Source organism: Serinicoccus hydrothermalis, assembly GCF_001685415.1.
Taxonomy (GTDB): Bacteria; Actinomycetota; Actinomycetes; order Actinomycetales; family Dermatophilaceae; genus Ornithinicoccus; species Ornithinicoccus hydrothermalis.
Window position 1 is genome coordinate 2,119,614 of sequence record NZ_CP014989.1, and the last position, 16,713, is coordinate 2,136,326.

14 protein-coding genes are annotated in these 16,713 nt (G+C 70.4%); 8 read left to right on the forward strand and 6 right to left on the reverse strand.

The genetic code is table 11. From position 1 onward, the window contains the following. Positions 1 to 3 precede the first annotated feature (3 nt). Positions 4 to 1,281: an ABC transporter ATP-binding protein gene (locus SGUI_RS09755; RefSeq protein ID WP_066639402.1), complete on the reverse strand. Its 1,278-nt coding sequence runs from the start codon at positions 1,279 to 1,281 to the stop codon at positions 4 to 6. Further along, complete coding sequence (locus tag SGUI_RS09760; protein ID WP_066639404.1) at positions 1,278 to 1,922, reverse strand: ABC transporter permease; 645 nt, start codon at positions 1,920 to 1,922, stop codon at positions 1,278 to 1,280. Before SGUI_RS09760 ends, SGUI_RS09755 begins: the two co-directional genes overlap by 4 nt. Positions 1,923 to 2,115: 193 nt before the next feature. On the opposite strand from SGUI_RS09760, the gene SGUI_RS09765 reads away from it, so the two are divergent. The 6 genes from SGUI_RS09765 to mnhG are packed head-to-tail and all read left to right on the forward strand — an operon-like array spanning position 2,116 to position 8,248. After that, a complete protein-coding gene (locus tag SGUI_RS09765; protein ID WP_066639406.1) occupies positions 2,116 to 5,022 on the forward strand; it encodes a Na+/H+ antiporter subunit A in 2,907 nt (968 codons plus the stop codon). Beyond that, on the forward strand, positions 5,019 to 5,441 hold the full coding sequence (locus SGUI_RS09770; protein ID WP_066639407.1) for a Na(+)/H(+) antiporter subunit C: 423 nt from the start codon (positions 5,019 to 5,021) through the stop codon (positions 5,439 to 5,441). Before SGUI_RS09765 ends, SGUI_RS09770 begins: the two co-directional genes overlap by 4 nt. A 29-nt stretch (positions 5,442 to 5,470) precedes the next feature. Further along, a complete protein-coding gene (locus SGUI_RS09775; RefSeq protein WP_066643177.1) occupies positions 5,471 to 6,991 on the forward strand; it encodes a Na+/H+ antiporter subunit D in 1,521 nt (506 codons plus the stop codon). Continuing rightward, positions 6,988 to 7,593 (forward strand): Na+/H+ antiporter subunit E, encoded by a 606-nt coding sequence (locus SGUI_RS09780; RefSeq protein ID WP_083190606.1) that lies wholly within the window; start codon positions 6,988 to 6,990, stop codon positions 7,591 to 7,593. The genes SGUI_RS09775 and SGUI_RS09780 overlap by 4 nt, the downstream gene beginning before the upstream one ends. Then, complete coding sequence (locus SGUI_RS09785; RefSeq protein WP_066639409.1) at positions 7,590 to 7,913, forward strand: monovalent cation/H+ antiporter complex subunit F; 324 nt, start codon at positions 7,590 to 7,592, stop codon at positions 7,911 to 7,913. The genes SGUI_RS09780 and SGUI_RS09785 overlap by 4 nt, the downstream gene beginning before the upstream one ends. Then, positions 7,910 to 8,248, forward strand: a complete 339-nt coding sequence (mnhG, locus tag SGUI_RS09790) for a monovalent cation/H(+) antiporter subunit G (RefSeq protein WP_066639412.1) — start codon at positions 7,910 to 7,912, stop codon at positions 8,246 to 8,248. The genes SGUI_RS09785 and mnhG overlap by 4 nt, the downstream gene beginning before the upstream one ends. A 259-nt stretch (positions 8,249 to 8,507) precedes the next feature. Here mnhG and SGUI_RS09795 read toward each other — a convergent pair whose 3' ends face one another. Both SGUI_RS09795 and SGUI_RS09800 read right to left on the reverse strand, forming a co-directional pair. Then, positions 8,508 to 9,482 (reverse strand): hypothetical protein, encoded by a 975-nt coding sequence (locus SGUI_RS09795; RefSeq protein WP_066639414.1) that lies wholly within the window; start codon positions 9,480 to 9,482, stop codon positions 8,508 to 8,510. A 192-nt stretch (positions 9,483 to 9,674) separates the two neighbouring features. Beyond that, positions 9,675 to 11,021 (reverse strand): MATE family efflux transporter, encoded by a 1,347-nt coding sequence (locus SGUI_RS09800; protein ID WP_083190607.1) that lies wholly within the window; start codon positions 11,019 to 11,021, stop codon positions 9,675 to 9,677. 294 nt (positions 11,022 to 11,315) lie between these two features. On the opposite strand from SGUI_RS09800, the gene SGUI_RS09805 reads away from it, so the two are divergent. Then, positions 11,316 to 13,973 carry a replicative DNA helicase gene (locus SGUI_RS09805; protein ID WP_066639416.1) on the forward strand — a complete coding sequence of 886 codons (2,658 nt, stop codon included), beginning with the start codon at positions 11,316 to 11,318 and terminating at the stop codon, positions 13,971 to 13,973. A gap of 221 nt (positions 13,974 to 14,194) precedes the next feature. After that, positions 14,195 to 15,058 carry a class I SAM-dependent methyltransferase gene (locus tag SGUI_RS09810; protein WP_083190608.1) on the forward strand — a complete coding sequence of 288 codons (864 nt, stop codon included), beginning with the start codon at positions 14,195 to 14,197 and terminating at the stop codon, positions 15,056 to 15,058. A gap of 68 nt (positions 15,059 to 15,126) precedes the next feature. Here SGUI_RS09810 and SGUI_RS17445 read toward each other — a convergent pair whose 3' ends face one another. Together SGUI_RS17445 and SGUI_RS09820 are read right to left on the reverse strand one after the other, a co-directional pair. After that, the gene (locus tag SGUI_RS17445; protein ID WP_157621797.1) at positions 15,127 to 15,825 is read right to left on the reverse strand and encodes a hypothetical protein; all 699 of its coding nucleotides are present in this window, start codon (positions 15,823 to 15,825) and stop codon (positions 15,127 to 15,129) included. A 40-nt stretch (positions 15,826 to 15,865) separates the two neighbouring features. Continuing rightward, positions 15,866 to 16,711, reverse strand: coding sequence for an exonuclease domain-containing protein (locus tag SGUI_RS09820; protein WP_066639419.1), 846 nt, complete (start codon positions 16,709 to 16,711; stop codon positions 15,866 to 15,868). Positions 16,712 to 16,713: the final 2 nt, after the last annotated feature.

Consider the following 16,713-nt stretch of genomic DNA (forward strand, 5'->3'; position numbering starts at 1 on the left):
GGCTCAGCCGTCCTCGCCGTCGGGGGCCCCGGACCCCGCGGAGGCCCCAGCGGTGGCCTCCTCGAGGTCGGCGTCGTCGGGCGCCTGGGCGATGGCGTCCCCGCTGCTGCCCTGGGCCTGCTGGTTCTTGCTCGTGATGAGCGAGGTGACGGCGGAGAAGGTCGCGACGCCCGCATACCGGTCCTGGGCGCCGGTGACGGGCACCCCGTCGTGGGTGGAGACGAGCATCGAGTCGAGGGCGTCGTTGAGGGTCGCCTGCTGACTGATCGTGAGCAGGTCCCGGTCCTCGTCCGGCTCGCGCACGGTCTCGCCCTGCAGCGCGCGGAGCCACAGCCAGTCGATGGGCCGCTCCTGCTCGTCCAGGACGACGACCGAGGTATGCCCGGCGCGGCTCGCCCGCTCCTTCGCGTCCGCGACCGACTCACCGACCTTCACGCTGGTCTGGGGGAAGAGCTCCACCTCGGCCACGCGGGACAGGCTGAGCGCCTTCAGCGCGGAGCCGGCCCCGACGAAGTCCTCGACGAAGGTGTTGGCGGGGGCGGCGAGGACGTTCTCGGGGGTGTCGTACTGCGCGATCTTGGCGCCCTCGGTGAGGATGAGGATCCGGTCGCCGAGCTTGACCGCCTCGTCGATGTCGTGGGTGACGCAGACGATCGTCTTGCGCAGCGCCTCCTGGATGGAGAGCAGCTCGTCCTGCAGCCGCTGCCGGGTGATCGGGTCCACCGCACCGAAGGGCTCGTCCATGAGGATGACCGGGGGGTCGGCCGCGAGCCCGCGGGCCACGCCCACGCGCTGCTGCTGGCCGCCGGAGAGCTCGCGGGGGAAGCGGTCGCGGTAGCGGTCCGGCTTCAGCCCGACGAGGTCGAGCAGCTCGTCGACGCGCTTGGCGGTCCGCTCCTTGTCCCAGCCGAGCAGCCCGGGCACGAGCGCGATGTTCTGCTTGACCGTCATGTGCGGGAAGAGCGAGCCGCCCTGGATGACGTAGCCGACGTGGCGCCGCAGCTCGTCGGCGTTCTTCTGCCGGATGTCCTCGCCGTCGATGGTGATGGTGCCCGACGTCGGCTCGTGCAGCCGGTTGATCATCTTGAGCGAGGTGGTCTTGCCGCAGCCGGAGGGGCCGACGAACATGACGATCTCGCCGGCGGGGATCGTCAGGGAGAGGTGGTCGACGGCGGGACCGGAGGTGCCGGCATACGTCTTGACGATGTCGTCGAAGACGATCTCGACCCCGCTGACGGCGTCGTCGCGCCCGGTGGACCTGGAGCTGGTGGACTGGGTCATGAGACGCGGATCCCCTTCGAGGTGGTCACCCACCCGAGCGCCAGCAGGAGCGCGTCGAGCAGGAGGGCGAGGACGATGATGGCGATGGTGGCGACGAGGGCGTAGTTGACGGCGTTGACGCCGCCGATCTGGGTGAGGCCGGTGAAGATGTAGCTGCCGAGCCCGGGGCCCAGGGCGTACGCCGCGATCGCGGCGACCCCCATGGACATCTGGGTGGAGACCCGGAGCCCGGCGAGGATGACCGGCCAGGCGAGCGGCAGCCGGACCCGGCGGAAGGTCGTCCAGGGGCTCATGCCCATGCCGCGCGCGGACTCCACGAGGTTGCGGTCGACCCCCTTGAGCCCGACCACCGCGTTGCGCAGGATCGGCAGGCTGGCGTAGAAGGTGACCACCACGACCGCGGGGATGGTGCCGATGCCGACGATGGGCAGCATGATGCCGAGGAGGGCGAGCGAGGGGATCGTCAGCCCCACGCTGCTGACGAAGTTGGCCACCGGCTCGAGCCGTCGGTAGCTGGTGACCAGCAGCGCGATCGCGATGGCGATGACCGTCGCCAGGGCGACGGACTGCACCACCAGGCTCACGTGCTGGTAGGACCGGTAGGCGATGTCCAGCCAGCGGTCGGTGACGAACTGCCACACAGCACACACCTCCCCGTCGGGATCTCGGCTCTGAGTCGGCGACCATGACGCCGCGTCAACCCCATATATGCGGGTCCGGGCCGACATTGCAAGCGGAAGCGGTAGGTCGCACGCCGTCCGGGCGAAGGTCCGGAGGGCCCCACTCCCTCGGATAGACTTGGGGGACACGTCATACAGGTTCCGGGAGGTCAGCATGGTCCTGACCTTCATCGGAATGCACCTGCTCGCCGCGGTCCTCGCCGGACCGCTGGTGCGGACGCTGGGGAGGTGGGGTTTCGCCGTCCTGGCGCTGGTCCCGGCGGCGACCGCGGCGTGGATGCTGACGGCGCTGTCCGGCCCCGTGCGGGTCGAGCGGACGGGGTGGGTCGCCGAGCTCGGCCTGGAGCTGTCCTTCCGGCTGGACCCGCTCGCGGTGGTCATGAGCCTCGTCGTCGCCGCCGTCGGGGCGCTGGTCCTGCTCTACTGCTGCGCCTACATCGACCCCCGCTCCACCGACGGGGACCCCCGGCTGCTGGGCGCGGCGCTCGTCGGCTTCGCCGGCGCGATGCTCGGCCTGGTCACGACGGACGACCTGCTCCTGCTCTACGTCTTCTGGGAGATCACGACGGTCCTGTCCTACCTGCTCGTCGGCTACCTGACGACGAGCGCGGTCAGCACCAGGGCGGCGCGCCAGGCGCTCATCGTCACGGCTGCCGGCGGCCTGACGATGCTCGTGGGGCTGGTCCTGCTGGGTGAGAGCGCCGGGACCTACCGCATCAGCGAGCTCCTCGCCGGGCCCCGGCCCGCCACCGCCGCCGTCGCCTGGGGCGTCGGGCTCCTCCTCGTGGGCGCGGTGACCAAGTCGGCGCTGGTGCCTTTCCACTTCTGGCTGCCGGGCGCCATGGCGGCGCCGACCCCGGTCAGCGCCTACCTCCACGCCGCGGCGATGGTCAAGGCGGGGGTCTACCTCGTCGCGCGCTTCGCGCCGGGGTATGCCGACCTGCCGGTCTGGCAGGTCACGGTGCTCCTCCTCGGGTCGGCGACGATGCTGCTGGGCGGGTTCCGGGCGACTCGGCAGACCGACCTCAAGCTGCTGCTGGCCTACGGGACGGTGAGCCAGCTGGGCATGCTCGTGCTGCTGGTGGGCTACGGCAACGAGGCGGCCGCGCTCGCCGGCCTCACGCTGGTCGTGTCGCACGCGCTCTTCAAGTCCTCGCTCTTCCTCGCCACCGGGGCGATCGACCACGCGACCGGCACCCGGGACATCCGGGTGCTGCACGGGGTCGCGCGTGCCGCGCCCTGGCTGACCGTGGCCGGGGTGCTGGCGGCCCTGTCGATGGCCGGGCTGCCCGCCCTCATCGGCTTCGTCGGCAAGGAGGCGGCCCTCGGTGCCCTGCTGGAGCCGCCGAACGGGTGGGTGTCGCTGCAGGGGGTCGCCGCCGTGTCCTTCGTCGCCGGGTCGGTCCTCACCGTGGCCTACTCCGCCCGCTTCGTCGTGGGGGCCTTCGGGCCCGGCACGGGCTCCGGCTCCGAGGACGCCGGGCACGGCTGGCACGCCCCCGGGCCGCTCCTCGTCGGGATCCCGCTCGTGCTGGCGCTCGGCGGCCTGGTGATGGGGGTGACCTCGCTCTCGCTCGAGGAGGTGCTGGCCGGGCATACCTCCACCGTGACGCTGCTCCCCGGGCCCGAGGTGCACCTCGGCCTGTGGCACGGACTCTCCCTGCCGCTGCTGGTCTCGGTCTGCGTGTGGGGCCTCGGCGCGCTCTGGTGGTGGCGGACCCGCGACCCGGCCGGCCCGGTCTCCCCGCTCGTCCGCGTGGACGCCGGCCGCGCCTACGACGCGCTGATGCGCGGCGTGGACCGGACCGCGCTGGAGAGCACCGGCTTCCTGTCGCGGGGCTCGCTGCCGGCGCTGCTGGGGACGATCCTCCTGGTCGTGCTCGTGCTGCCCGGGTTGCAGCTCGTGCTCGGCGGGACGACCTGGCCCTCGTCCGCGCAGCTGCGGGTGGCCGACGGCGCGGCCCAGGTGTCGGTCGCCCTCATCGTCGTCGCGGCCGCGATCCTCGCGACCCGGGCCCGGCGCCGGCTGCGGGCCGTCTTCCTCGTCGGGGTCACCGGCTACGGCTGCGCCATGCTCTTCCTGCTGCACGGGGCGCCGGACCTGGCCCTCACCCAGCTCCTCGTCGAGACGGTCTCGCTCGTGGTCCTCGTGCTCGTCCTGCGGCGGCTGTCCGGACGCTTCCCGGACGACCCGAGCGTGCTCACCCGGCGGCTGCGGGCCGCCCTGGGTGCCGGGGTCGGGCTGGTGGTCGGCCTGCTCGCCGTCGTCGCCACCTCCTCCCGCATCCACGAGCCGGCGGGAGCCGGCCTGCCCGAGCGCTCGGTCGACTACGGCGCCGGTAAGAACATCGTCAACGTCATCCTCGTGGACATCCGCGCGTGGGACACCATGGGCGAGCTCTCCGTGGTCCTGGCCTGCGCCACCGGCGTGGCGAGCCTGGTGTGGCTGCGCGAGGAGGCGCTCGAGGGCGTCCGCAAGGGCCTGCAGTCCGCCCGCGGGGCCCGGGCCGGGTGGCGCAGCCCGCCGACCCCGACGGACACGGGGTCGCTGCCCACCAGCCAGTGGATCGCCATGGGCGACCGGCTCGACCCGCAGCGGCGCTCGGTGATCCTGGAGATCGTCACCCGGCTGGTCTTCCACACCATCCTGCTCTGGTCGGTCTACCTGCTGCTGGCCGGGCACAACCAGCCCGGCGGGGGCTTCGCGGCCGGGATCGTGGCCGGGCTGGCGCTGTGCCTGCGGTTCCTGGCGGGCCGGGGCTACGAGCTGCGCGCCGCGCTGCCGGTGATGCCCGCGGCGGTGCTCGGCACCGGGTTGTTCATCGCCGCCGGGTCGGCCGTGATCCCGATGCTCCTGGGTTCGCCGGCGCTGCGCACCTGGGACGCCTACCTCACGATCCCGCTGGTCGGGGAGGTGCACCTGGTCACCTCGCTGCTCTTCGACCTCGGGGTCTACCTCGTGGTGATCGGGCTCATGCTCGACGTGCTGCGCAGCCTGGGCTCCGGGCTGGATGCGCAGATCGCGACCGAGCGCGAGACGGCGGGGAGGGGGACCCGATGAGCGTCAACCTCACCCTCGTCCTCGTGGCCAGCGTGCTCGTGGGCGCAGGGGCATACCTCTTCCTGTCACGCTCGCTCATCCGCGCGCTCATGGGCTTCCTGCTCATGGGCAACGGCGTCAACCTGTTCTTCGTCATCGGCTCGGGACCGCCCGGGTCGCCGCCGATCGTGGGCGCCGAGGACGGCGGGCCGATGGCCGACCCGATCCCGCAGGCCCTCGTGCTCACGGCGATCGTCATCACCCTGGCGATGACCGCCTTCGTGCTCGCGCTGGCGCACCGCAGCTGGCAGGTGGCCCGGGACGACCTCGTCCCCGACGACACCGAGTCGGCCCGCATCCACGCGCGCTCCGAGGCCGAGGACGGCGACGAAGAGGCATACGACGAGACCGACGACACGACCGGGGAGGAGGCGCGGTGAGCCCGGACTACACCCCGCTGGTGCCGCTCATGGTGGTGCTGCCGCTCATCGGCGCCGGCCTGACCCTGGCCGCGGCGCGCCGGACCGCGGTGCAGCGCGCCGTGAGCCTCACCGTCCTCGTCGGGATGACGGGGATGGCGGCGGTGCTGCTGTGGGCGGCCGACACCCAGGGCCCGCAGGTGGTCTTCGTCGGGGGCTGGACCGCGACCGAGGGCATCGTGCTCGTCGTGGACCGCCTGGCCGCCCTCATGATCATCGTGTCCAGCGTGGTCATGCTCGCGGTGCTGTCCTACTCGATCGGGCAGGGGGCGAGCAGCTTCGACGAGGAGAGCGACGGGCAGTCCCCGCTGCCGGTCTTCCACCCCGCCCTGCTCGTGCTCGCGGCGGGGGTCACGACGACCTTCATCTCCGGCGACCTGTTCCACCTCTACGTCGGCTTCGAGATGCTGCTGTCGGCGAGCTTCGTGCTCCTCACGCTCGGGGGCACGGTGGAGCGGGTCCGCGCCGGCACGACCTACGTCCTCGTGTCGCTGCTCAGCTCGCTGATCTTCCTGGCCGCGATCGGCCTGGTGTATGCCGCGACCGGCACGATCAACCTGGCGCTGCTCAGCGAGCGGTTGGGCGAGATCTCGCTCGGGACGGTGGCGCTGCTCAACCTCATGCTGCTCATCGGCTTCGCGGTCAAGGCCGCCGTCTTCCCGATGTCCGGGTGGCTGCCCGAGTCCTACCCGACCGCGCCCGCACCGGTGACCGCCGTCTTCGCCGGGCTGCTGACCAAGGTCGGCGTCTACGCGATGATCCGCACCCAGACGCTGCTCTTCCCGCAGGCACGCTTCGACGACCTGCTGCTCGTGGCCGCCCTGCTGACGATGATCGTGGGGATCCTGGGTGCCATCGCGCAGGACGACATCAAACGGATGCTCAGCTTCACCCTCGTCAGCCACATCGGCTTCCTCATCTTCGGCATCGCGCTCGGGAGCACGCACGGGCTGGCCTCGGCGATCTTCTACGTCATCCACCACATCACCGTGCAGACCACGCTCTTCCTCGTCCTGGGCCTGGTCGAGCGGGTCGGCGGGTCCTCGGACACGACCAAGCTCGGCGACCTGGCGCGGATCTCCCCGGTCGTGGGGGTGCTCTTCTTCATCCCCGCGATGAACCTCGCCGGCATCCCTCCCTTCAGCGGCTTCCTCGGCAAGGTGGGGCTGGTGCAGGCGGGGGTCGAGCAGGGGTCGTGGCTGGCGCTGGTGCTCGTCGCCGGGTCGGTGCTGACCTCGCTGCTCACGCTGTATGCCGTCGCGCGGGTCTGGGGGCGCGCCTTCTGGTCCGAGAACGTCGCCGGCGTCACCGGTCGCGGGCCGCTGCGGGGCGGGCACCACATGGCCCTGGGTGCCGGGGTGCTGGTGCCGACGGCCGCTCTGGTGGTGGTCGGGCTGGCGCTGACCGTGCTCGCCGGTCCGCTCTTCGACGTCGCGACGCGGGCGGCGGCCGACCTCACGCTGCGCGACCCCTACCTGGTGGCCGTGCTCGGGGACGGGGGCCGGCCGTGAGCGGGGAGGGAGCGGGTGCGCGCGCCCGGCAGGGTCGGGCCTGGAGCAGGCTGCCCCGGGTCTCGCCGGCGGCCGTGGCGTGGCTGACGGCGGTCTGGGTGCTGCTCTGGGGCAGCCTCAACGTCCTCAACGTGCTCGGCGGGGTGCTGGTGGCGCTCGTCGTGCTCATCCTCTTCCCGCTGCCCCGGGTGGACCTGCGGCTGCGGCTGCGCCCGGTGGCCTTCGTGGTGCTCGTCGTGCGCTTCCTCGTGGACCTCGTGCGGGCCTCGGTCGAGGTCGCCTGGCTGGCGGTGCGGCCCGGGCCGGTGACCCGGGGCGTGGTCATGGACCTGGGGCTCGCCGGCGACGACGCCTTCCTGCAGACGCTCACCGCCGAGATGGTCTCGCTCGTCCCCGGCTCGGTGGTCATCGACCTCGAGCCCAGCACCCGGCTGCTGACCCTGCACGCCCTCGGCGTCCGGAGCCGGGCCCAGGCGGAGCGGGTGCGGCACAAGGTGCGGGCGCAGGAGGCGCGGGTGCTGCGGGCGCTGCACCCCGACCCGGAGGCGCTGCTGGACCCGCGGCGGCGACGGCATACCTCGGACGCGGAGGAGACCCGATGAACCTGGACCTGCTCGAGGTGGTCCTGACGTGGCTCGTCGGGGGGCTGCTCGCGGCCTCCGCGGCCCTGACCCTGGTGCGCATCACCATCGGGCCGAGCGTGCTCGACCGGGTGATCGCCACCGATGTGCTCGTCTCGATCGTCGTCTGCGCGCTCGGGGCGTATGCCGCGCTGACCGACGCCTGGACGACCCTGCCGCTGCTCATCTCGCTGTCGCTGGTCGGCTTCCTCGGGTCGGTCGCCGTGGCGCGCTTCGTGGCCCGCGACCGGGATGCCCCGGCGCCGGACCCGGTGCCCGACCGGCTGGAGGAGGGCCCGTGACCTGGACCGACGTGCTCGACGTCCTCGGGCTGGTCTTCCTGCTGCTCGGCGCGCTGCTGTGCCTGGCCGCGGCGATCGGGCTGCTGCGCTTCCCCGACCTGCTGACCCGGATGCACGCCGGGACCAAGCCGCAGATCCTCGGGCTGCTCCTGGTGCTCGTGGGCGTCGGCCTGCGCAGCCGCTCCGGCCTCGACGTCGGGATGCTGCTGCTCATCGGCGTCTTCCAGCTGCTGACCATCCCGGCCGGCTCGCACATGGTGGGCCGGGCCGGCTTCCGCACCGGCCAGGTCGCCCCCACCGACATCCACCCCGGCCGCCGCGACGAGCCCGCCTGACTGGCGGGCCGGTGGGCATACCTGCGCGCCGGGAGCTTCCTTGCCCTCGCCCCGAATTCGACCTCTCGAAACGTCGCCATGGCGACGTTTCCAGAGGTCGAAATCCGGCTGGCTCGGATGCTGCCCGATTTCGACTGTGCTTTTCACTGCCATGGCGACGTTTCGAGAGGTCGAATTCCGGTGGAGGCTGCGGAGAGCAGAAGAGCAGAAGAGCAGAAGAACAGAAGAGCAGTAGACAAGGGGTCAGGCGTGAAGGGACTCAGGCAGCGGGGGGCCGGGGGGCTCGGCCGGCGCGGCGGGCGCCCTCGTCCAGAGCCTGGCGGATCTGCCGGAAGAACGGCTCCGGCTGGGTGCGCAGCCCCAGCACCGGGATCTGCAGGCTGATAAGGTCACGGTCCCGCAAGCCGAGGTCGTTGACCCGCAGCGCGTCGTCGATGACCGCCGTCCCCTGGTAGTGCTGCGTGCCGTGGATCTCGACGTGCACCCCGAACTCCCCCCAGAAGACGTCGAGGTAGACCTGCCCCTTCGGCCCGGTGCGCAGGACCTGGCGGGTCGGCTCGGGTATGCCGCGCTCGCGGCAGGCCGTCGCGAAGTCGAGCTCGTTGAGGGAGTGCGCGCCGTCGCAGACGTCGCGGATGACCTCGTCCAGGACTTGACGGCGGGCCGAGTAGCCGACCGACTCCCAGCGCTCGAGGAGCGCCTCGACGCCGACCAGCCGCTGCTGCACGGTCATCGCCACGAGGGTTGCGGCAGCACGGTCGCTGGTGGCCCACTGGGCTGCCCGGACGACCGCGACCTCGGGCCGGGTACGGCGCAGGCCCTGCCGAACGGAGGGCCCGATGTCCCGCAGCCGGTGGTGTCGGACACCCTCCAGGTCCCGCACGATCCCGCCGTTGCGCACGCTGACGTGGAGCTGCGGCTCGGTCCAGCCGGTGAGTCCTGCCGCCTCCAGCGACGTCGCCCCGTCCAGCACGGCGCTGGCACCCGACTCCCACAGGGCGCACCACCACGGGGCCTTCGGGCCCAGGTCGTCGACCTGCACGGTATGCACGCCGAGCTTGCGCCAGGCCCCGCGCTCGATCTCCACGAGGATCTGTCCGCGGCTCAGGCCGGACCGCCGCAGCATCCTCAACGTCACGACGCCGTCGTGGGGGACTGCCAGCGCCCGGGCGAGTCGGTGACGGCGGTGGTGCTCCAGCTGGGCGAGGGCGGCACGTTCGGTGCGGGTCGGCATACCGCCAGTCTTGCCGAGCCGGCCCGGCGGCCGCGGCGGTTGTCCACAGGCGCCTCCCCGCCCGAATTCGACCTCTCGAATGTTCGCTATGGCGAACAAAGCAGAGGTCGAAATCGTGCAGCAGGCCCCCACAGAGACACCCCGAGCACCCTCACGAACACACCCACCCACGGACGGGCCCGCGGACAGGGGTCAGCGCTCGGCGCCGACGACCATCCACGCGTCTCCCCGCGCGCGGAGCCACATCAAGACCGAGCGGACAGTCATGAAGCCGGTGAAGGCGATCCACAGCCAGACGAGACCGGCCGTGCCCTCGGCCCCGCTGAGCCGCACGGCGAGCACCATCGGCAGGTAGGCCACCGTCGCCGCGACCTGCGCCCACGCCAGCCAACGGGTGTCGCCGGCACCGATGAGCACCCCGTCGAGGATGAAGGCGATGCCCGCGATCGGCTGGCCCACGGCGACCACGAGCAGCGCCGCAGCCAGCGCGGAGCGGACGTCGGGGTCCTGGCTGAAGCCGAGCGGGATGACACGGTGCAGCGCCACGATGAGCACCGCGAGGATCACGCCGAACCACACCGACCAGCGCACCATGACCGCGGTCGCGGCCCGCGTTCCCTCGACGTCGCTTGCGCCCAGGGTCTTGCCGGTGAGCGCCTGCGCGGCGATGGCGAGGGCGTCCAGCGCGAAGGCGAGCGTGGACCACACCGTCAGCGCGACCTGGTGCGCCGCGAGCTGCTCGTCGCCGAGGCCCGCCGCCGACCAGGTGGTGAGCAGTAGGGCCGCCCGCAGGGCGATGGTCCGCACGAGCAGGGGTATGCCCCCGCGCGCCGCCCGCAGCACCCCCGCCCCGTGGAAGGTCAGGGACGACCCCAGCCGCCGCGCGCCCCGGACGACGACGAGGACGAGGCCCAGCGCCATACCGGTCTGGGCGATGACCGTGCCGATCGCGGCGCCGGCGATGCCCCACCCGACCCCGTGCACGAGCAGCAGGGACAGCGCGGCGTTGCCCGTGAACCCGACCACCGAGGCGACCAGGGGCGTGCGCGTGTCCTGCAGCCCGCGCAGCACGCCGGTGGCGGCGAGCACGACGAGCATCGACGGTATGCCCAGGGCCGACCACCGCAGATAGGTCACCGCCTCGGCGACCACCGCGTCGCTTGCCCCGAAGAGCTGCACGAGCGGCTGGGCGAGCACGGCGGTGACGATCGCCCCCACCGCGCCGAGCATCAGCGCGAGCCAGACCCCGTCGATGCCGGCGCTGACCGCGCCGCGCTCGTCCCCCGCGCCGAGCCGGCGCGCGACGACCGCGGTGGTGCCGTAGGCGAGGAAGATGAAGATGTTGACGGCGGTCAGCAGGACGGCGCTCGCGACTCCGAGTCCGGCCAGCGCGGAGGTGCCCAGATGACCCACGATCGCGGAGTCGGCGAGCAGGAAGAGCGGCTCGGCCACGAGCGCCAGGAAGGCGGGCACGGCGAGCCGCAGGATCTCCCGGGAGCGGCTCGCCCCGGCCGTCTCCCGCGTGTCTCGCTGCGCCACGCCGGAGAGTCTGCCACGCACCACCGACTGTCTTGTGTCCACAGTCCGCGATCACTGTTTGCGCAGGTCAGAGGCCTGGTGTGACGAAAGTTCCGGGAGTTTCCACAGTGTTGTCCACATGCGTTCCGGGGACGTTGCGTCGGTTGTCCCCACGGCCTCCACACCCTGTCCCCAGGTCGTCCACATGACGATGGTGCGCGCCGGTGTTCCGGGCCGTACGGTGAGCCGTTGCGGGTCTGTCAGCGGTGGGTGCTGGACTTCTCGCACGAGCCGACGACGGAGCCAGGAGGCGGTATGACGCTGAGCGAGATGGACGTCTACGGACCGCCGGACCAGGGGGCGCCGAGCGGTCCCGAGGACCGCCTGCCGCCGCAGGACGTGGCGGCCGAGCGCAGCGCGCTGGGCTCGATGATGCTGTCCAAGGACGCCATCGCCGAGTGCTCGGAGATGGTCAAGGCGCACGACTTCTACCGGCCGGCGCACGAGAGCATCTTCGAGGCCTGCGTCGACCTCTACTCCCGGGGCGAGCCGGTCGACGCGATCACCGTCGGCGACGAGCTGACCAAGCGTGGCGACCTGCAGCGTGTGGGGGGCACGGCATACCTGCACCAGCTCATCGCCGAGGTGCCGACCGCCGCCAACGCCGCGTTCTACGCCGAGATCGTCGCCGAGCGCGCGGTGCTGCGGCGGCTGGTGGACGCCGGCACCCGGATCGTGCAGATCGGCTACCAGGGCGGCGACGTCGAGGACATCGTCAACGCCGCCCAGGCCGAGGTGTATGCCGTCGCCGACAAGCGTGGGGGCGAGGACTACCAGGCGCTCGGCATGCTCATCGAGCCCACGATGGACGAGATCGAGCACGCCGCCGGGTCCTCGGGGGAGATGACGGGGGTGCCGACCGGCTTCACCGAGCTGGACGAGCTGACCAACGGTCTGCACCCGGGGCAGATGGTGATCGTGGCCGCGAGGCCTGCTGTGGGCAAGTCGACCCTGGCCCTCGACGTGGCCCGTTCGGCGGCGATCAAGCACCAGATGTCCACGGTCGTCTTCTCTCTCGAGATGAGCCGTACCGAGATCACCATGCGACTGCTCTCGGCCGAGTCGGAGATCCCGCTGCAGAACATGCGCAAGGGCAACATGCGCGACCGCGACTGGACCCGGCTGGCCGAGACCCAGGGCCGGATCACCGACGCCCCGCTCTTCATCGACGACAGCCCCAACATGTCGCTCATGGAGATCCGCGCCAAGTGCCGGCGGCTCAAGCAGCGCAACAACCTCAAGCTCGTGATCATCGACTACCTGCAGCTCATGAGCTCGGGCAAGCGGGTCGAGTCGCGCCAGCAGGAGGTCGCGGAGTTCTCCCGAGCCCTCAAGCTGCTCGCCAAGGAGCTCGAGGTGCCGGTCATCGCCCTGTCGCAGCTCAACCGTGGTCCCGAGCAGCGGACGGACAAGAAGCCGCAGATGAGCGACCTGCGTGAGTCGGGTTGCCTCACCGCCGACACGCGCGTGCTGCGCGCCGACACGGGGGCCGAGGTCACGCTCGGTGAGCTGCACGCGGACGGGGCCACCGACGTGCCGGTGTGGTCCCTCGACGAGTCCCTGCGGTATGTCCGGAGGCACCTCACCCACGTCTTCGCCACCGGGACGCGGCCGGTCTTCCGACTCACCCTCACCTCGGGCAAGACCCTGACAGCGACGGAGAACCATCCCTTCCTGGCCTACGACGGCTGGAAGGCCCTCGGCGACCTGCACGCCGGCGACCGCATCGCCGTGCCGCGCCACGTCCCTGCGCCGGAGCGGCATGAGCCCTGGGTCGACGACAACCACGTCGTGCTGCTCGCCCACATGCTGGGCGACGGATCGATGATCAAGCGGCAACCATTGCGGTATGCCTCCATCGACGAGGAGAACCTTCGCGCGGTCACCGTGGCGGCCCTCTCGTTCGGCGTGGTCGCCGTCCGCGACGACTATGCCGCCGCGAGGTGCACGACGTTGCGACTGCGGGCACCGTTCCGTCTGGCCCGGGGCCGGAGGAACCCCATCGCAGAGTGGCTGGACGAGCTGGGTGTCTTCGGGCTGCGCAGCCACGAGAAGTACGTGCCCGATGAGGTGTTCTCGCTCTCCAAGCGACAGATCTCCCTGTTCTTGCACCACCTCTGGTCGACGGACGGTTCCGTGACCGTCAACAAGCATCAGACAGGCGGGCGGATCTATTACGCCTCCACCTCTCGTCGCCTGATCGACGGCGTCAGCCGTCTCCTTCTGAGGTTCGGTATCTCTGGGCGGGTGGGGACCGTCCACAAGCAGGGCTATCGACCGGGCTACACCCTCGACATCTCCGGGTCAGACTCACAGCGACGCTTCCTCCAGGAGATCGGTGTCTTCGGTGGGCGCTCTGCCTCGGCAGCACAGCTCCTGGAGATCATCCGTGACCGACAGGCGAACACCAACGTCGACACCGTGCCCCGCGAGGTGTGGGGTGACGTGCGACGGGTCATGAGCGAGCAGGGCCTGACGACGCGCGAGTTCCAGGCCGCGATGGGGACGCGCTACTGCGGGTCCACGCTGTACAGGAGCGCGCCCTCGCGCGAGCGACTGGGCCGGATCGCGACCGTGCTGGGGAGTGCCGATCTGGAGCTCCATGCCGTGAACGACGTCTTCTGGGACGAGGTGCGGTCGGTGGAGCTCGTGGGCGTGGAGGAGGTCTACGACGCCACCGTGCTCGGTGGCCACAACTTCGTCGCTAATGGGATCGCGGTCCACAACTCGATCGAGCAGGATGCCGACGTCGTGATCCTGCTGCACCGCGAGTCGCTGTACGAGCGCGAGTCGCCTCGCGAGGGCGAGGCGGACGTCATCGTGGCCAAGCACAGGAACGGCCCGACCGACACGGTCGTCGTGGCTTTCCAGGGGCACTACAGCCGGTTCACCAACATGGCCAGCAACTTCTGACCAGCCGATCGAGTGTCGAGATGCAGCCAATCTTGCGCAGCGACCGTCCCTATGTAACATTCCCCACGGTTTGTCGAGATGCAGCCAATCTTGCACAGCGACCCTCCCTATGTAACATTCCCATTGCTTATCGATCTGACCCGAACTGATAACTTTCAGTTATAGGTGTTCGCCCTGCCAGCCGCGTCGCAGTAAGGCGCCGTGTCGAGAGGACCGGCCCGGTGAAGGCCGGACCCTTCTCACTCGAGCAGACGATGCCAACCCCCAACTGCTGGGTGGGGATGTGCAAGTGCCGGTGCGAGGCCCGGCTGGGCAAGAATGTGGGCGTGAGGGACCCCGGGCACTTCGAGTCGGTCGCTGCGTCGTACCGGGCGGCCCGGCCTACCTATCCCAGCGTGCTCTACGAGATTCTGGACGAGCAGGGCGCGATTGGACCAGGTCGTCGGGTCCTCGAGATCGGCGCCGGCACTGGTGAGGCCACCGGTGAGCTCGTCCGTCGCGGAAGCATGGTGGTCGCGGTCGAACCTGGGCTTGAGCTGGCCACCCGCCTGCGGCAGGCGTGCCCCGAAGTGAGCGTGCTGGTCTCCCGGGTCGAGGACGTGGACCTGGTCGGGCACCGGTTCGACTCGGTTGTGGCGGCTACGTCCATGCATTGGGTCGACCTGCCTACGGTGCTGCCCAGGCTCGGCCAGGCGTTGGAGCCAGGTGGGCTTCTTGCGGTGTGGCGGACGGTGTTCGGAGACCCGCGGATGTCGACGCCCTTTCGACGGGCCGTGGCTGAGATCGTCGCTCGTCGGGGCGAGACCATCCCACGGGCCGACCCGCTGGACCCGCGACCAACGGTGGCGGAACTAGAGGCGGGGAGGATGTTCCGACTGGTAGACACCTGGCAATGGCCGTGGCAGATCGACCTGGACGCGATCCAGATCCGTGCCCTTTTCACAACCTTCAGCGACTGGAAGGACCCGGCAGAACTCGACGCAGTCCAAGCCGCTGCCGTGGCTCAATCGGGGCCGGTGACCGAGCACTACGTCACGATCCTGCACCTGCTTCGCAGCACGACTGAAGAGACACTGCCTTCGTGAGCAACGGCGGCGTCCAGTGTGCCTTCGCAGCCGCCGCACCGAGATCGGGCTGCGGGGCGGCACCTGCACTACTTACGTGGCTGACAGGTGCACCCGAACTGGATATCGCCCAGGCGCTCCGCGCTGATCTTCCCGCAGCGACGGCACTCCGTTCGGTGCGGGTCGTCCGGCAACGAGGGTTTGGTGAGCGGCCCGAGGTAGATGTAGCCGTTCTCCTCGGCGACCTCCTGCGCTCTCTCGTACGGGACTACCTCGACATTCGCGTATGGGCCCTGCAGGGCTCTCGCTGACTGTGCCCACTCCCGCCAGTAACAGGCACGGCATGTCGCCTCGTTCCACTCGTTCTTGTCGATGACGTAGACGAACCTGTAATGGGCGACGTTGCCGCACCGCAGGCAGCGAGTCAGCAGCCAGTCATCGGGCCGAGTGAAGCTTTCCAACGCTTCCAAGCCCCCTTGCTTCAGGATCGACGCGACGTGCGTATCGCAGTACGTCGGCTTGCTGCGCGTCTTGAAGGCAGCGGTCTGTGAGCAGCCATCTACTGAGCAGGCCTGATCGGTGAGTACTCGCTCACGCCGAAGGGGCCGGGGTGGCTTGGGAGGCGTGGGTACTGGTCGATCAGCCAGGGGGACCGAGCGAAGGCTGCCCAGCCTGGGTGGGGTGTGGGCTGCTGGCTTCGACGCGGTGGCGGACAGTAGGGCGGCAAGATCGGCATCAGCATCCAGCGGTAGGCCGTCGAGGCATCGCACGAAGTCGTCCTCGGTCATGACTTCGATGACCTGGCCCTTGTCCTGCAGCTCGAAGGCCTTACGGGCCTTTGCCGGTGACGTTGCTGCCCGGCCGCAGAACGGCAGGGTTAATGTCCCCAACCACAAGGACGTTCGTCCGCTTGGTCGTGTTCTGATCCGGGGTAGCACCCACACGGGCGCACTCCTGCCGGGCGACGTCCCGCGTCATGGACATCAGGGTTCCAGTGAAAACAACGACCCGTCCGTACAGGTACCCGCTCGGGTCCGCGTCGGTGTTGACCTCGATGGGAGTGAAGTTCCGGCCGCCTGAGCCGATCGCGACGCTGCCGGTGTAGATGCCCCTGCTCATGCGCCCGATCGACATGCGTTGGCTCGCCGCAAGGTCCGCTAGGACGCCCACCCCGGACCGGCCAGCCAGCGCGTTCACAACGGCTACGACACCATGGGCGTCGGCGAGCGGATCGTGATGGTGTCCCATCTGTGCACCCAGCGACTCCACGACATATGGCAGCCGGTAGGACGGCAGGCTGAGGGCTCGTCGAGCCATCACCATCGTGCACAGGAACCGCATCTCGGGCCATTCGATGTTGTCCACCGCGCAGGCGTAGCGGATGACGCCGATGTCGAAGCCGGCGTTGTGGGCGACAACGACGTCGTCATCGATGTAGTCCAAGATCGCAGGTAGCACGTGACGCCACCGGGGTGCATCCTCGACCATCGCGGAGTCGATGCCGTGGAGCATCGTGTTGAAACCGTCGAAGTAGTCGACCGGTTCGGGCGGTCGGATTAGCCAGCGGCGTTCGTCGACAGGCTTGCCGTCACGTACACGCACGAGCCCGACCGCACACGGTGACCCCCTGTACGAGTTCGCGGTCTCGAAGTCGATGGCTGTGAAGTTGAGCATGA

What these genes read in the sequence shown, in the direction of transcription:
- SGUI_RS09765 (WP_066639406.1), top strand. Translation starts at nt 2,116, where the DNA reads ATGGTCCTGACCTTCATCGGAATGCACCTGCTCGCCGCGGTCCTCGCC.
- SGUI_RS09755 (WP_066639402.1), bottom strand. Translation starts at nt 1,281, where the DNA reads ATGACCCAGTCCACCAGCTCCAGGTCCACCGGGCGCGACGACGCCGTC.
- SGUI_RS09775 (WP_066643177.1), top strand. Translation starts at nt 5,471, where the DNA reads ATGGTGGTGCTGCCGCTCATCGGCGCCGGCCTGACCCTGGCCGCGGCG.
- SGUI_RS09805 (WP_066639416.1), top strand. Translation starts at nt 11,316, where the DNA reads ATGACGCTGAGCGAGATGGACGTCTACGGACCGCCGGACCAGGGGGCG.
- SGUI_RS17445 (WP_157621797.1), bottom strand. Translation starts at nt 15,825, where the DNA reads ATGACCGAGGACGACTTCGTGCGATGCCTCGACGGCCTACCGCTGGAT.
- SGUI_RS09820 (WP_066639419.1), bottom strand. Translation starts at nt 16,711, where the DNA reads ATGCTCAACTTCACAGCCATCGACTTCGAGACCGCGAACTCGTACAGG.
- SGUI_RS09785 (WP_066639409.1), top strand. Translation starts at nt 7,590, where the DNA reads ATGAACCTGGACCTGCTCGAGGTGGTCCTGACGTGGCTCGTCGGGGGG.
- SGUI_RS09770 (WP_066639407.1), top strand. Translation starts at nt 5,019, where the DNA reads ATGAGCGTCAACCTCACCCTCGTCCTCGTGGCCAGCGTGCTCGTGGGC.
- SGUI_RS09795 (WP_066639414.1), bottom strand. Translation starts at nt 9,482, where the DNA reads ATGCCGACCCGCACCGAACGTGCCGCCCTCGCCCAGCTGGAGCACCAC.